Raw genomic sequence first — 15,574 nt, 5'->3', positions numbered from 1 at the left:
GATGCAAATCAAGAGCGGGCAATTCTTGCTGTTCTAAGCTCAGTGAAAAGACACACGAAGGGACATTGCGATGAACAAAGAAGCCATTCAACACGAACTCGCCGAGCGTAAACAATTACTGCTGAAACGTGCCGAAAAGGTCGAACGGGATGCCAGCCATCGGGATGAGCCTTTGTCAGCGGATTTTGCTGAACAGGCAGTCGAACGTGAAAATGACGATGTGCTCAGCGCCATTGGCGAAGAAGCCCGCCATGAAGTTGAGTTGATCGATAAAGCCTTACAACGTCTGGAACAGGGCGAGTACGGCGAGTGCCACGAATGTGGCGACGCGATTGATGAACTGCGCTTAGCCGCGGTTCCTTATGCCGAACTGTGTATTCGCTGTGCCGAACAACAAGAGCAGGAGCAGCATGGCTGACCTCACGCACAGAGCTGGTAAACATCCCTGAAATTAAGAAACAGGCGGTTTAGTCACCGCCTGCATCGGTTTTCTTTACTGCTGATGACGCAGAGGAATTCTGTTGCTGCGCCGCTTCAGAGAGCGCTAATAAACGATCCAGCTTGGTCTCCATCAACTCAATCCGATCTGCCATCTCAGCCAGACGCCGGGTGTTGTTTTTTTCCTCTCGAATGGCGTCTTTTTCGTCCTGCTGCATAAAAAATGACGAAAAGCTGGCCGTTAACATGGCGAACAAACCAATCCCCATCAGAATCAGAAACGAACCAAAGAAACGCCCGGCGGTGCTGCCCGGCACAATATCGCCGTAGCCCACGGTCGTGACCGTCACCCAGGCCCACCAGATGCCATCCAGCGGGGTTTCTACATTCGGATCAATTGCCGCCATCATAGTGCCGGCCAATACCATGATGACAAAGCTGACCGCCAGAGTTGGCCCCAGATGGTTACGCGCCATAATTTTGCGGAACGTGCCCGAGGTATTCACCAGCACAATAAAAATAGCCAGCAGCCGTAATACCCTCAGCCCACCGGCATTTGGCAGGGTTTCCCAGACGATCGGTAATCCCGCGACAATGATGACAATATTGGCCCAGTTATTAATGAGGTAGCGTTTTTTATTATCCACCACCAGGGTTAATACCAGCGTCTCCAGCAGGAAAAAGCCCCAGATAAACCAGTCGGTAAAGGCCGTAACAGCAATTGGCCGCTCGGCTTTGGATTGCAGGTACCACTCAAAAACAATCCACATCGCCACAATAATCATGGGCCATTCAAAAGCACGACCGAGTTTGATCGCACGTGAATTCTCATAGGGGCCGACCCCGGACAGGCCAATAATATTGGGAAGTGGCGATGCCATACGATGCTCTGCACAATGTTTGATAGATAGCGCTAATAATAGTGAATACCCCTGAAAAAAACAGGGGAAGCAAAACCGGCAAAGTCATGGCTTTAGATATAGACTGATAACGTCATTACATACTACTTAATACATATCCCAAATAACCGTCTCTTTGTAAAAAACGGGACATCTGTTATAGCCAGTTTGGAATACAGTAAAATAGAATATAAATAGCCTTTATATTTTACGTTGTTTTAATAACAAACAACTTATTAGTTACCGTAAAGTGCGCTTTTTCGAGCCTCTTTAAAAAACTACAGGACTAACCGGGCACCGGTGACCTTTAAAAGAAGCACATTAACACCGCTTTTCTATACTCAAGGTCAGGTATGAGGTAATTCCCTCCCCCGTGATCAGAATGGAATGATTATGACTGCCGAACACCGTGAACATCCCCGTTTTAACAGTGAATTTGTTGCCCAGCTGCAACTGACTGATCAGTCCTGGCATGACTGCACGGTCACGGATTATTCACACACTGGGATGAAACTGGCATGGCCCCATGGCTCCACCGATGTGAACAAACAACAGCCGCTACAGCTGAAACTTCAGCTTGAGAGTGAATTGCTGGAAGTTAAAGTGCTGTGGATGCATCAGGAGAGCAAGGAAGTCGGGGTTAAATTTCATCAACCCGACGATAAAATCTTTCTGCGCCTGCAGGAGTTTAACCAATCTCATAAAGCCCAGGGTGGGCTAAGCAGCGATAAACGCAGTCAGCTGCAACAGGTGTTCCAGACGATTGCCGGCAATACCATTGATCGTTTGCCGAAAAGCTGGCTACCCACCTTTCTGGAAAGCACCTTCGATCAGGCCAATATGGCCCGTAACACCACCGAACAACAGTCGTGGCTTAAGTTAGAAAAACAGGCCAAACAGCATGCACCGGAGTTTTTGCAGGTCTTCAAACAAGTGCTGCAACAACAGATGGAGCGCTGGTTGGCGGGTCAGCCACGGGAAAACCGGGAACAACAAAACCAGACACAAAGCAGTGGTCATTTATCACTGGTGCAGCAGGATGATTTTGAAGAATGGCTGTTAGCCAAGGTAACCGCCTCACACCTGCAATCTCGCCTGAGTCATGTCAGCTTTGAAGTACGACAACTGCTGGATACGTTATCGGATGCCAAAACCGAAGACTGTTTTAATCCGATTGGCCCCAATACCGTCACCGATGCCTTTCGTGACGCCTTAGAAAAACTGCAACTGCCGCAGGAAGCACGTGCTCTGGCATTTGATACCTTTGAACAGGCCGCATTTCAGGGGCTGCAAAGCTGTTACCAGGAAATTTCCAAGCAAATTGATATCCCGATGTCGATGCGTTATCGCCGTCGCAGTAATCCCAATCCTCCTTCTCCGGTGGTGCAGCTGAACTCTTCTGCACCGGCACCCGAGACGGACAACAACCTGATGGCACAAGCGGCCAACGAGCCGCCACAACCGATGGCCGTTAATGCTCAATCGGCCAACTCGCTGCAGAATTTTCAGCGCCATCAGCAGGAAGCTCGCCAGGCCTATTCCAATATTCAGTCATTACTGCAATTGCGTTATCAACGGTTTGAACAACTGCAACAGGCCGAAGCGGTTGCTCTGCCCGTTGCGGCACCACAAACCATCGAGAATGTGCTGTCGGATCTGGCGACCCGGGAAGACAACATGCCAGCCAACATCCGCGAGCAGGTTGAGCAAGCACTGGCTGAAAAAGAAAACAGCCTGCCGCCAGACTCCCGTGATGCGATTGAAACCATTGAGCAGGTCACTCAGAACCTGATTGCTAACGAACAGGTAGCTGACTTCGTTAAACCCCATATCGAACGACTGGGCTGGCCGTTATTACGCCTGATGATGAAAGACGCCAGTCTGCTGTTTAACCCGGAACACCCAGGCCGTTTGGTTCTGAACCAACTGGCGAAATTAGGCAAGCTGACCACCAATGGTGAAGCTCGCCTGAGTGATAAATTAAACAAACTGATTGAGCCACTGGCTGCCAATCTGGAAGGCGATGAAAGCTCTCTGGATGAGCTGCTGGAAAGTCTGCAGGGTCTGGTTTCCAACGCCGAACGCAAAGCCAAACAGAATGCCGACCGGGTAGCCCAGGCCGCCGAAGGTGAACACCAGCTGCAACAGGCACGGCAAAAGATCGAGCATCTGATTGGTAAAGACAGTTCCGGCCGCACCCTACCCAACTGCGTGGTTGAGTGGCTGAACGATGGCTGGAAACAATTACTCAGCCTGCTGTTGCTGCGTGAAGGGGCCGACAGCAAACGTTTTACCGGCGCGGTGAAACTGTATCGTCAGACCTTATCGCTGTTTGCCGCTAAAAACGCTGGCCGGGAAGAGTTATTAGGCCGCTTTAGCCCAATGATGGAGCTGGCCCGAAACGAACTCGACCAACTGAACGGCAGCCTGCCGCAGCATCAGAAATGGCATGATGACATTCTGTCAGCGGCCACCGAACATCTGAGCCAGGGTCAGGTGCGTGAAACCATTGATCTGCCAACCTTTGTGGCGGAACAGGAAGAAGAAGTACCGGAAGGCCGTGGCACCCGCAAAGCTCAGAACCTACAAGTGGGCGACTGGTTATTACTGACCCGTCAGGATCAGGCGGTTTCGATCGTCTGGATCGCTCCGGACTACTCCAAGTTTGCCTGCGTGAATCACAGTGGTATGAAGGTCATCGACTTCACGCTGGCAGAGCTGGCCATCGCCTTCGACCAGAATCAGGTCAAACGCCTGTACGAGCAGGAAGAATCCGCCGTTGATCAGAGCGTTGATAAACTGGTGCAACAGATTTACCGCGACCTGTCCGAACAAGCCAATATTGATTCATTAACCGGCTTATCGAACCGTCAGCACTTTGTGCATCAACTGCAGGAAGTGTTTGAACAAAATGCCCGCAGCTCAGCGGCAGCAACACTCTGTATGATTGATATTGATCAGTTCAAGCTCATCAATAAAAACTATGGTATGGAAGGTGGCGATGCCTGTCTGCAAAGTCTGGCAACCATTCTTGATGATCAGGATAACGACACCCTTTGTGCCCGCCTTGGCAGTAACGAGTTTGCCATGCTGCTGCGACGCACTGATATTGAACAGGCAGAAGCCATTATCCGCGATCTGAAACAGCGGGTGGAAGAGTTTGATATCGACAGCGACGATCAGAAATTCCGCATTCATATCAGTGTTGGTCTGGCAGAAATGAACAACGATCAGGTGAATGCCGCTGATCTGATTGAACAAGCCGAAGCCGCTTGCCTGGTCGCCAAAGAAAAAGGTGGCAGCCGCGTTATCCGTTACCAGTTTGATGATGCTTCCCAGCAGCGCCAGGACGAATTTATGGCCTGGGGCAATAAACTCAATCAGGCTCTGACCAACAACCAGCTGAAGGTGTTGTGTGTGCCCATTAAAGGCATTCAGGAGCGCCATCAGAATGAAACACAGTACGAAATTCTGGTCAGCATCAAAGATGAAAACGGCGAGCATATTCCACCGATGGAGTACCTGCAGGCTGCCGAGAATTACAATCGCATGTACATGCTGGATCGCTGGATGCTGGAACAGGTGGTTCAGTGGTTGTCGGCACACCGTGATAAAGCAGACGAAGTCGATCGCTTTATTCTGCGTTTATCCGGCCATGCCATTAATGACGAAGCGCTGCTGACGTACATCTTTGAACAAGCGCGGGTGAAAGATATTCCGGTTGATAAGATCTGCTTTGAGCTGAATGAAACATCCGCCATCAAAGATCTTGATGACGCAGCCGACTTTATGCACGAGATGCGCAGCCTTGGCTGTCAGTTTGTATTGTCAGATTTTGGTACCGGCCAGTCGTCGTTCGAGTACCTGAAAAGCCTGCCGGTGGATTACATCAAGATTGATCATAGCTTTATCGACAATCTGCACTCCAGTTCAGCGGATTACGCGCTGGTGAAATCCATTCAGGACATCACTCACTTTATGGCCAAGAAAACCATCGCGGAATACTCCAGTAACAGCAATGTGTGGGACATCCTGAAGAGCATTGGCATCGACTACGCTGTCGCCAGTTCGGATGAGTTAACCGCCCTGCCTGATCTTGCCGCCAGCTTATAGTTCACACCTGTACAGCAACTTGAGCTGCTGTTGAGCCGAGGCAACACTGTGTTGCCTCGCGCACTTACCCACAGTTTCAAACGAATGAGCATAACCATTCTGCCTGAGGCAGTGTACAATCCGCGCTCTGTTATTCAGCCATTGATGAGCCATAACGGCATCCAGCACTATGAAACTGTTACTCAGCCTCACATTATTAACCCTGTTAAGCGCCTGTTCGGTCAGCAATCTGCCCAATAATCTGTCCCGCTCAATGATGAACCAGGAAGACCCCGCCATTGTTGCGGCTGGTGCTCCGGCTTATCTGTTGCTGCTGGATGCCCTGATCCTGACCTATCCGGAGGATGAATCCTTCCTGCTGGCTGGTTCACGCCTCTACGGCGCTTATGCCAGCGTATTTGCTGAAGATGAAACTCAAGCGAAACAGATGGCCAACAAAGCCATGGATTACGCCCGCCGTGCCCTGTGTGAACACAATGAAGAACTGTGTGCCGCCACCGAGGGCCAGCTGGATGAGTTGGTTGCCCTGCTTAATAGCGATTTTGACGAAGATGATGTCGACGTGGTGTATGCCTTTGCTTCGGCCTGGGCGGGCTGGATTCAGGCCAACACAGATGACTGGAACGCCATTGCTCAGGTTGGCAAAGTCAAAGCCATGATGCTGTGGGTTACTCAGTACGAACCTTTCTACGACAATGCCACCGTGCAGGTGTATCTCGGTGTGCTGGAAACTCAGCTACCACCGTCACTGGGTGGCAAACCAGAAGTTGGTCGCAACTACTTCGAACAGGCATTGTCACATACCCATGACCGTCACCTGATGGCCAAAGTTTTATTTGCTAAACAATACGCTCGTCTATTATTTGATCAGAAGTTACACGACCGCCTGCTTCAGGAAACGCTGGATGCTGATCCGGCGATGGAAGGTCTGACCCTGATCAACACCTTAGCGCAACGTCAGGCAGCCCTGTTGCTGGCGGAGTCCGCGGACTATTTTGAATAAGCCTCACAGCTTGCGCCCAACGAATTGAATACGCTTTGAGAGAACATACATGAAATACATCACTGGTTTATTACTGGCACTGATGCTTGGCAGTCCACTTGTGAATGCTGCCACTCTGAAAATTGCGACCCTCGCACCGGATGGCACCAACTGGATGAAGCTGATGCGCCAGGCTGCCAAAGACATTAAAAAGCAAACCGATGGCCGGGTAAAAGTGAAATACTTCCCGGGTGGCGTACAGGGCAGTGACAAAAGTGTGCTGCGCAAAATGCGTATCCGTCAGTTGCAAGGTGGCGCCGTATCAACCGGTGCCATGGCGCACATCACCAATGCCGCACTGCTGTATAATCTGCCGTTCACCTTCCGTAATCTCGATGAAGTACGTGCCGTACGGGCCGAGTTTGACCCGGTTATTGAGCAGGCACTGGCCGATAAAGGTTATGTGATGCTGGGTCTGTCAGAAGGTGGCTTTGCTTATCTGATGTCTGACAAACCGTTAAAAACCTCTGATGACGTACGTACTAAGAAAGTCTGGGTACCAGAAGGCGATATCATCAGCCAAACCACCTTTGAAACCGGTGATGTTGAACCTATTTCCCTGCCGGTATCCGATGTTTACACCAGTCTGCAAACCGGTCTGATTGATACCATCGCCTCTAACCCAACCGGCGCGATTGCCATGCAGTGGCACACCAAGCTGGACTACGCCACCGATTTCCCGCTGGTATTCCTGTTTGGCATGATGGTGGTTGACGAGCGCGCCTTCAAAAAGCTGAGCGCAGCAGATCAGGCTATTGTGCGTCAGACCATGGCGGATACCTTTAAGGCAATGGACGCTCAAAACGAGAAAGACGAAATTGGCGCCCGCAAAGCATTGGAGCAAAACGGCATGACCTTTGTGGAACTGTCGGATGCCGATAAAGCACTGTGGCAGGAGCTGGCGAATAAAGCACTGACCGAACTGAAAGCCAAAGATGTATATCCGGCCGATGTCTTCGCCCGCTTGCAGCAAACGCTGGAGAACTACCGTAATCAACAGAATCCAGCACAAACAGCGGCTGCCGAATGATCAAACGGCTGTTGCATTGGGTCCATAAGGCAGAAGACGCCCTGCTGATTCTGCTGCTGCTGAGCATGATCATTCTGGCCGGGGTCGATATCATTGCCCGCTCTGCGTTTGGTGGCGGTATTGTCTGGATTCCGCCGCTGTTGCGGGTCATGGTGCTGTGGTTGGGCTTGTTAGGTGCGCTGTTAGCAACCCGCACCCGCGAACATATCGCCATTGATATTATTAATCGTTTGGCAGGTGCCCAGGTAAAACGGATTTGCGCCGTGCTGACCTCGCTGTTTGCCGCCGTTGTTTGTGGAGTGATTGGCTGGCATAGCAAAGAGTTTGTCGCTGGCTCGCTGGAGTACGACGATATTGCTTTTGCCCGTGTGCCCGCCTGGCCACTGCAACTTGTTATTCCCCTCAGTTTCAGCCTGATGGCATTACGCTTTGTGATTCAGAGTGTGATAGCCGCTGTGCACGGTGTCGACGATGAGAGTGCGGAAGCTCGCTCTGCGGAGGCCTCTGCATGAGTATTCTGGTTCCTCTGATTCTGTTATTGCTGGCGTTGGCCGGTGCGCCTTTATTTACCGTGATTGCGGCCTCTGCGTTATGGGGCTTTTATCAAACCGATGTCGATTTACAGGTGATGGCGGTTGAGATTTACCGTGTCGCTGAAATGCCAGTGCTGATTGCCATTCCGCTCTTTACCTTTGCCGGTTATTTGCTGGGTGAGAGCAAAGCGCCACAACGTCTGGTGCGTATTACCGACGCTTTCCTGGGTTGGATGCCCGGTGGCCTGGCCATTGTTGCGCTGGTCGCCTGTGCTTTATTCACCGCCTTTACCGGCGCATCGGGCGTCACCATTGTTGCGTTGGGTGCATTACTGGTACCGGCCTTACAGAAAGCCGGGTATCGCCAACAATTTAATCTAGGTCTGGTTACCACCTCCGGTAGCTTAGGTTTGTTGTTTGCACCGTCGTTACCACTGATCTTATACGGCGTAGTAGCACAACAAATGGCACTGGATACTCCGGTCAGCATTGATGATTTGTTCCTCGCGGGTTTACTCCCCGGTGGCCTGATGTTGCTGGCGCTCTCCATTTATGCAGCTCTGCAGCCACGCGAACATCACAAAACTGATCATACCTTTGATAAGGCTGAAGCCTGGGCGGCACTTAAAGACACCGCCTGGGAAATTCCCTTACCAATCGTGGTGCTCGGCGGTATTTATTCCGGTTTTTTTGCCGTATCGGAAGCAGCAGCGATCACTGCGTTTTACGTATTAGTGGTAACCGTATTGATCCGCCGTGAAATCAGTTTTGATAAACTGCCCGGCGTCATGCGTGATTCGATGAAACTGGTCGGCGCTATTCTACTGATTCTCGCCGTGTCGCTGGCGTCGACCAACTATATGATTGATGCTGGTATTCCGGAGCAGATTTTTGATTTTATTCAGCAACACGTCAGTGATGGTTTTACCTTCCTGCTGCTGTTAACCCTGTTCCTGTTGGTATTGGGTATGATGCTGGATATCTTCTCCGCCATTGTGATTATGATTCCGATCATTCTGCCGATTGCGGTGGAGTACGGTATTCATCCGATTCACCTGGGTATTCTGTTCTTAGCCAATATGCAGTTGGGTTACTTTACCCCGCCGGTGGGTATGAACCTGTTTATTGCCAGCTTCCGCTTTAATCAGCCGGTGATGACGCTGTATCGCGCCACGCTGCCGTTCTTCTTTATTCTGCTGATTACGGTGCTGATTATTACTTATGTACCGGAGCTGAGCCTGGCGTTGCTCTGAATCCGTGTTTCAAAAACCCGCCGCAGTTCCCCATACTGCGGCGGGGAACAATCTGTTCGTTATAGCCCTATTAATCCGAGACATTTCTTTACTGCGACTTTCTCATCCTGACGAGCGCTTGCCCAATCTGACGGTGACATTGGCTATAGTATTTCTCGTGGTCGCAGCCTTTTAGGCGGGGCAGCAACCATGTTCATGATCCTCTTCTCAGGGATGAGTAGACTTTCTCTCCAACGGCTAACGGGTTACCCTGTTAGCCGTTTTTTTTATACCAATAACAAACAATAAAAACGGAGACTCCCATGGCAAGCCTGATGGCCAAAATCAGCGGTGTGCTGGTTAAACGCATGGTACAACCTATTTTTCAGCCCGATGTCCCGATTCAGAAACAACGCCAGCGCCTCGACTTTATTCAGAAGTTTGCGCCACTGCCAATGGGCGTTAAAAAGCAGTCCATCACGCTCGCTGGGCTGCGTACCTGGCGCCTGACACCAACGGCATCAGCGTCTGACAAACAACTGCTGTATCTGCACGGTGGCGGTTATGTCTCCGGCTCCTTACAAAGCCACGCGGATCTGGCGGCCCGGCTTGCAAAGGCTACCGGCATGACGACCAACCTGATTGATTACCGTCTGGCCCCTGAGCATCCGTTTCCGGCCGGTTTAAACGACGCACTAGCCGCGTATAAGGCGTTGATCGAACAAGGTCCGGTGTGTATTGCCGGTGATTCAGCAGGTGGCGGCTTAACGCTGGCACTGATGCAACAAATCCGCGAGCAACAACTGCCTGAGCCAAACGCTTTGGTGCTGTTCTCTCCGTGGACTGATCTGGCTTGTCAGGGCGACAGTTTTCAAACCCGGACAACGCGTGAAAAGCTGTTATCGCCAGAATGGATACAAGCTATGGTGCCGGCTTATATTGGTGAAGAAGCGGTTAGTAACCCACTGATCTCACCGTTACATGCCGATTTCCGTGACTTTCCCGCCACACTGATTCAGGTCGGTAGTGAAGAGATTCTTTATAGCGACAGCACCCGTTTGTACGAGCAAATGCAACAGGCGCAGGTGAAGGTGTCTTTGCGTGAATACCCGGAGATGTGGCATGTCTTTCAGGCGCATGCCGGTTATATGCCGGAATCCAGACAAGCCTTAGAAGACGTTGCCAGTTTTCTGCGCCAGATAAAAACATCGGCGGCATAACTCAAACGGCCACCATCGGGCAGCTGAGAGAAAAAGCGATAAACAACAGGCATAAAAAAACCCGTATTCTTTTCAGAACACGGGTTTTTTCTGTTCGGCTGAACCGCGAATCTTATTCGCCAGCTTCTTCCTGAACTTCTTCAACGTCGGCTTCAACAACCGGACGATCAACAAGCTCAACATAAGCCATAGGTGCATTATCACCCGCACGGAAGCCACATTTCATAATACGAATGTAACCACCTGGACGGTCTTGGTAACGCGGACCCAGATCAGTGAACAGTTTACCTACTGCTTCTTTGCTACGAGTACGAGCAAAGGCCAGACGGCGGTTAGCAACTGAATCTTCTTTTGCAAGAGTAATCAGTGGCTCAGCTACACGACGCAGCTCTTTTGCCTTTGGCAGAGTAGTCTTGATGATTTCATGCTCGAACAAGCTCACCGCCATGTTTTTGAACATGGCTTGACGGTGTGCGCTTGTACGATTGAAGTGACGACCACTTTTACGATGACGCATGGTTTAATTCCTTACTAACTGAACGTTAAAGCTTACGCTAAAACCTTATCGTCGTTACGCAGAGAAGCTGGTGGCCAGTTCTCTAAGTGCATACCCAACGACAGACCACGGGAAGCCAGAACGTCTTTGATTTCAGTCAGAGACTTCTTACCTAAGTTTGGAGTCTTCAACAGCTCTACTTCAGTACGCTGGATCAGATCACCGATGTAGTAAATGTTTTCTGCTTTCAGACAGTTAGCCGAACGAACAGTTAACTCCAGATCATCTACTGGACGCAGCAGGATCGGGTCAATCTCTTCTTCTTCGCGTTGCTGTTCAACAACTTCTTCGTTTTCCAGATTCACGAAGATGGCTAATTGCTGTTGCAAGATGGTCGCAGAACGACGGATCGCTTCTTCCGGATCAATAGTTCCGTTGGTTTCTAAATCGATAACCAACTTATCCAGGTCAGTACGTTGTTCTACACGCGCAGAATCCACGCTGTAAGAAACACGTTTAACCGGGCTGAACGTTGCGTCTAATTGCAGTTTACCAATCGCCTTGGTTTCTTCATCGTTTTGATTACGAGCTTCAACAGTTTCGTAACCACGACCAGAAGCTACCTTCAGGGTCATTTTCAGTTCAGTGCCTTCGCCCAGGTGAGCGATAACATGATCTGGGTTTGCAATTTCAACACCGTGATCCAGTTGAATATCGGCAGCAGTGACTGCGCCAGGACCCATTTTGCTTAAGCTCAGAGTCGCTTCGTCGCGTTCGTGCAATTTGACTGCAACGCCTTTCAGATTCAGCAGGACTTCGATTACGTCTTCCTGCACACCTTCAATTGCGCTGTACTCATGCAGTACGCCATCAATTTCGCATTCAACGATTGCTGCGCCCGGCATGGACGACAGCAGGATACGACGTAATGCGCTGCCCAAAGTATGACCGAAACCACGTTCCAGTGGCTCCAGAGTAACCTTGGCATGGGTAGTGTTTACTTCGTCAACTTGGATATGACGAGGAGTTAAAAACTCATTAACTGCACGCTGCATAGCTGCCCCTTAAGTTCCTCTATTATTTAGAGTAAAGTTCCACGATCAGGTTTTCGTTGATCTCTGCTGGGAGATCAGCGCGCTCAGGAACTGCTTTGAAAGTCCCTTCCATCTTGCCAGCGTTAACATCAATCCAGCCACAATCGGCACGGTTGCCTGCTAACTCAAGCGCAGTTTTAATACGATCCTGTGACTTAGACTTCTCACGTACTGCAACTACATCACCAGACTTAACCTGGTAAGAAGCAACGTTGACAGACTTGCCGTTAACGATGATAGCTTTGTGAGAAACTAATTGACGTGCTTCCGCGCGAGTTGAGCCGAAGCCCATGCGGTAAACAACGTTGTCCAGACGTGACTCAAGCAGTTGCAGCAGGTTTTCACCGGTTGCGCCTTTACGACGAGCTGCTTCTTTGTAGTAGCCACGGAATTGTTTTTCCAGAACACCATACAGACGACGTACTTTTTGCTTTTCACGCAGCTGCAGACCATAGTCTGACAGACGACCGCGACCAGCACCATGTACACCTGGTTTGGTTTCTGCTTTACATTTAGAGTCCAGTGGACGTACGCCGCTCTTCAGGAACAGGTCAGTTCCTTCACGACGAGACAGTTTACACTTAGGACCAATATAACGTGCCATATTTCTGCCTCCTTATACGCGACGCTTCTTAGGTGGACGACAACCGTTATGTGGGATCGGCGTTACATCAGTGATGTTGCTGATCTTATAACCACATGCGTTCAGAGCACGAACTGCTGATTCACGACCTGGACCCGGGCCTTTAACCTCTACGTCCAGATTCTTCAGACCATACTCTTTGGCTGCTTCGCCAGCGCGCTCTGCAGCTACCTGAGCTGCGAAAGGAGTGCTCTTACGAGAACCACGGAAACCAGAACCACCGGCGGTTGCCCATGACAGAGCGTTACCTTGGCGATCAGTAATGGTCACGATGGTATTGTTAAAAGAGGCGTGGATGTGCGCAATGCCATCGACGACCGTCTTTTTAACTTTTTTCTTAGTTGATCTATTTGGCTTAGCCATTTTTAAATCCTGCTTTTAATATCAACACTGCAACAAGTCGAATGCAGCTACACTAAAAGTCCGATTCGTAAATGAATTAACAAACTGTTAATTACTTACGGATCGGCTTACGCGGACCCTTACGGGTACGTGCGTTCGTTTTAGTACGCTGACCGCGAAGTGGCAGGCTACGACGGTGGCGAATACCGCGGAAGCAACCCATGTCCATCAAACGTTTGATGTTCATTTGTACTTCACGACGAAGATCACCTTCTACCGTGTACTTAGCAACTTCGTTACGAACAACATCCAGTTGATCTTCGCTCAGCTCACCAATTTTGGTGCTCTCAGCGATGCCTGTAGCGGCACAGATTTTCTGGGCAGTTGTTTGACCAATGCCAAAAACATAAGTCAAAGAAATAACTGCATGCTTGTTGTCAGGAATGTTGACACCGGCAATACGGGCCATATGTCTAACTCCGATACTTTACTTAATGAAAGGGCGCAAAATAGTACAGATGGCTTGATCAAAAATCAAGCCATCTGAATATTAAAGGCACCCGCCTTGTCAGGATAGTCCCCTGACCTGTCAGAAGATTAACCCTGACGTTGCTTGTGCTTAGGATCTACAGGGCAGATCACTCGCACGCTGCCGTTACGACGAATGACTTTGCATTCACGGCAGATTTTCTTAACAGACGCACGTACTTTCATGACAGTCTCCTAAATCCGACTCAGCGAGCTGAGCCAAAATTCTTCAGGTTTGCTTTCTTCATCAGCGATTCGTACTGGTGTGACATCAGGTGCGACTGCACTTGTGCCATAAAGTCCATTACAACAACCACGACGATCAGCAGCGAGGTTCCACCGAAGTAGAAAGGTACATCCGCAGCAACTACTAAGAATTGCGGCATCAGACACACAGCAGCGATGTACAGCGATCCGAACAGAGTCAGGCGACCCAGTACGGTATCAATGTATTTTGCCGTCTGAATACCAGGGCGAATACCCGGGATAAATGCACCTGACTTCTTCAGGTTCTCAGCTACATCTTTCGGGTTGAACATCAACGCGGTGTAGAAGTAGCAGAAGAATATGATGCCGGCAGCAAACAGTACAATGTACAGTGGCTGGCTTGGCGCTAACGCAAGGCTAACGTCCTGCAGCCATTCCATACCTTCGCCCTGGCCGAACCATTGTCCCAGCGAGGCCGGGAACAACAGTAAGCTGGAAGCGAAGATCGCTGGAATTACACCGGCCATATTCAGTTTTAACGGTAAGTGACTGGATTGTGCCGCCATCATCTGACGACCCTGCTGACGCTTAGCGTAGTTGATGGTGATACGACGCTGTCCGCGTTCTACGAACACAACAAAGCCGATCACAACCACGGCCAGAGCCGCAATAACCAGTAATACCAGAATATGTAAGTTACCTTGGCGCGCAGACTCAAAAGCCTGACCAATCGCACTTGGCAAGCCAGCAACAATACCGGCGAAAATCAGAATCGAGATGCCGTTACCGATACCACGTTCGGTAACCTGCTCTCCTAACCACATCATGAACACAGCACCGGCAACAAATGACGGTACAGCGGCGATGTAGAAATCCAATCCACCGGAGAAAGTGACGCCCTGACCGGCTAAGCCGGCCGAGACACCAAAGGCCTGGATAGTCGCCAGCAATACCGTGCCGTAGCGCGTGTACTGCGTGATCTTACGGCGACCCGCCTCACCTTCTTTCTTTAATTGTTCCAGCTGTGGGCTCACTGCCGTTAACAATTGCATGATAATCGATGCCGAAATGTACGGCATGATACCCAGTGCCAGGATACTCATGCGTTCCAATGCACCACCGGAGAACATGTTGAACATTTCCAGGATCGTGCCCTGGTTTTGTTCGAACAGACGCGACAGCGCATCCGGGTTAATCCCAGGTACCGGGATATGGGTACCAATTCGATATACAACAATTGCCAGAAGTACGAAGCGGATACGAGCCCAAAGCTCGCTTAATCCGGATTGCATACCCTGTGGTAATGAGCCTTGCCTAGCCATTAGTCTTCGACCTTTCCACCTGCCGCTTCAATAGCAGCTTTAGCGCCTTTAGTGACTTTTAAACCTTTCACGGTTACAGCTTTTTTCACTTCACCGGACAGAATCACACGAGCCTCTTTGATCTTCTCGCCGATTACGTCAGCCGCTTTCAGTGCAGCCAGATCTACCACGTCGCCTTCAACCAGCGCTAATTCGTTCAGACGAATTTCAGCAACATATTGTGCTTTACGCGAGGTGAAACCGAACTTAGGCAGACGACGGTGAATAGGCATCTGACCGCCTTCAAAACCTGGTGCTACCTTACCGCCAGAACGAGACTTCTGACCTTTGTGACCACGACCACCAGTCTTACCCAGACCGGAGCCGATACCACGGCCAACACGCTTAGCAACAGGCTTGGAACCAGGAGCTGGGCTCAATTCATTGAGACGCATA

The 15,574-nt window shown here is 50.3% G+C and carries 16 protein-coding genes; 7 read left to right on the top strand and 9 right to left on the bottom strand.

Annotated features, from left to right (window positions below; genetic code table 11):
• Positions 1–70 precede the first annotated feature (70 nt).
• Positions 71–418 carry a TraR/DksA family transcriptional regulator gene (locus ACO05E_RS08670; RefSeq protein WP_419812551.1) on the top strand — a complete coding sequence of 116 codons (348 nt, stop codon included), beginning with the start codon at positions 71–73 and terminating at the stop codon, positions 416–418.
• A gap of 49 nt (positions 419–467) precedes the next feature.
• On the opposite strand, the gene ACO05E_RS08665 is transcribed toward ACO05E_RS08670, so the two are convergent.
• Positions 468–1,319, bottom strand: a complete 852-nt coding sequence (locus ACO05E_RS08665) for an ion channel (RefSeq protein WP_419812550.1) — start codon at positions 1,317–1,319, stop codon at positions 468–470.
• A gap of 411 nt (positions 1,320–1,730) precedes the next feature.
• Here ACO05E_RS08665 and ACO05E_RS08660 point away from each other — a divergent pair, with 411 nt between their 5' ends.
• The 6 genes from ACO05E_RS08660 to ACO05E_RS08635 all read left to right on the top strand — a co-directional run bounded on the left by ACO05E_RS08660 (position 1,731) and on the right by ACO05E_RS08635 (position 10,507).
• Complete coding sequence (locus ACO05E_RS08660; RefSeq protein WP_419812549.1) at positions 1,731–5,450, top strand: DUF1631 family protein; 3,720 nt, start codon at positions 1,731–1,733, stop codon at positions 5,448–5,450.
• A gap of 169 nt (positions 5,451–5,619) precedes the next feature.
• The gene (locus ACO05E_RS08655; RefSeq protein WP_419812548.1) at positions 5,620–6,453 is read left to right on the top strand and encodes a TRAP transporter TatT component family protein; all 834 of its coding nucleotides are present in this window, start codon (positions 5,620–5,622) and stop codon (positions 6,451–6,453) included.
• Between the two features lie 49 nt (positions 6,454–6,502).
• The gene (gene dctP / locus ACO05E_RS08650; protein WP_419812547.1) at positions 6,503–7,522 is read left to right on the top strand and encodes a TRAP transporter substrate-binding protein DctP; all 1,020 of its coding nucleotides are present in this window, start codon (positions 6,503–6,505) and stop codon (positions 7,520–7,522) included.
• Positions 7,519–8,034 carry a TRAP transporter small permease gene (locus tag ACO05E_RS08645; protein ID WP_419812546.1) on the top strand — a complete coding sequence of 172 codons (516 nt, stop codon included), beginning with the start codon at positions 7,519–7,521 and terminating at the stop codon, positions 8,032–8,034. Before dctP ends, ACO05E_RS08645 begins: the two co-directional genes overlap by 4 nt.
• Positions 8,031–9,308, top strand: coding sequence for a TRAP transporter large permease (locus tag ACO05E_RS08640; RefSeq protein ID WP_419812545.1), 1,278 nt, complete (start codon positions 8,031–8,033; stop codon positions 9,306–9,308). The genes ACO05E_RS08645 and ACO05E_RS08640 overlap by 4 nt, the downstream gene beginning before the upstream one ends.
• Before the next feature lie 302 nt (positions 9,309–9,610).
• Entirely contained in the window at positions 9,611–10,507 is an 897-nt protein-coding gene (locus tag ACO05E_RS08635) for an alpha/beta hydrolase (protein WP_419812544.1), read from the top strand.
• A 112-nt stretch (positions 10,508–10,619) separates the two neighbouring features.
• On the opposite strand, the gene rplQ is transcribed toward ACO05E_RS08635, so the two are convergent.
• The 8 genes from rplQ to rplO form a co-directional block, all read right to left on the bottom strand.
• Entirely contained in the window at positions 10,620–11,024 is a 405-nt protein-coding gene (gene rplQ / locus ACO05E_RS08630) for a 50S ribosomal protein L17 (RefSeq protein ID WP_068654971.1), read from the bottom strand.
• 32 nt (positions 11,025–11,056) lie between these two features.
• Complete coding sequence (locus ACO05E_RS08625; RefSeq protein WP_255858415.1) at positions 11,057–12,058, bottom strand: DNA-directed RNA polymerase subunit alpha; 1,002 nt, start codon at positions 12,056–12,058, stop codon at positions 11,057–11,059.
• Between the two features lie 22 nt (positions 12,059–12,080).
• Entirely contained in the window at positions 12,081–12,701 is a 621-nt protein-coding gene (gene rpsD / locus ACO05E_RS08620) for a 30S ribosomal protein S4 (RefSeq protein ID WP_255858414.1), read from the bottom strand.
• 12 nt (positions 12,702–12,713) lie between these two features.
• On the bottom strand, positions 12,714–13,103 hold the full coding sequence (rpsK, locus tag ACO05E_RS08615) for a 30S ribosomal protein S11 (RefSeq protein WP_255858413.1): 390 nt from the start codon (positions 13,101–13,103) through the stop codon (positions 12,714–12,716).
• A 91-nt stretch (positions 13,104–13,194) separates the two neighbouring features.
• Positions 13,195–13,551: a 30S ribosomal protein S13 gene (gene rpsM / locus ACO05E_RS08610; protein WP_255858412.1), complete on the bottom strand. Its 357-nt coding sequence runs from the start codon at positions 13,549–13,551 to the stop codon at positions 13,195–13,197.
• Between the two features lie 128 nt (positions 13,552–13,679).
• On the bottom strand, positions 13,680–13,796 hold the full coding sequence (gene rpmJ / locus ACO05E_RS08605) for a 50S ribosomal protein L36 (RefSeq protein ID WP_419812543.1): 117 nt from the start codon (positions 13,794–13,796) through the stop codon (positions 13,680–13,682).
• 20 nt (positions 13,797–13,816) lie between these two features.
• Positions 13,817–15,139, bottom strand: a complete 1,323-nt coding sequence (gene secY, locus ACO05E_RS08600) for a preprotein translocase subunit SecY (protein ID WP_419812542.1) — start codon at positions 15,137–15,139, stop codon at positions 13,817–13,819.
• The gene (gene rplO / locus ACO05E_RS08595) at positions 15,139–15,573 is read right to left on the bottom strand and encodes a 50S ribosomal protein L15 (RefSeq protein ID WP_255858409.1); all 435 of its coding nucleotides are present in this window, start codon (positions 15,571–15,573) and stop codon (positions 15,139–15,141) included. Before rplO ends, secY begins: the two co-directional genes overlap by 1 nt.
• Between the last annotated feature and the right edge of the window lies 1 nt (position 15,574).

The organism is Bacterioplanoides sp. (genome assembly GCF_965226395.1).
Taxonomy (GTDB): domain Bacteria; phylum Pseudomonadota; class Gammaproteobacteria; order Pseudomonadales; family Oceanobacteraceae; genus Bacterioplanoides.
The sequence above is the reverse complement of the archived record's forward strand: the minus strand, read 5'-3'. Positions and strand labels throughout refer to the sequence as shown.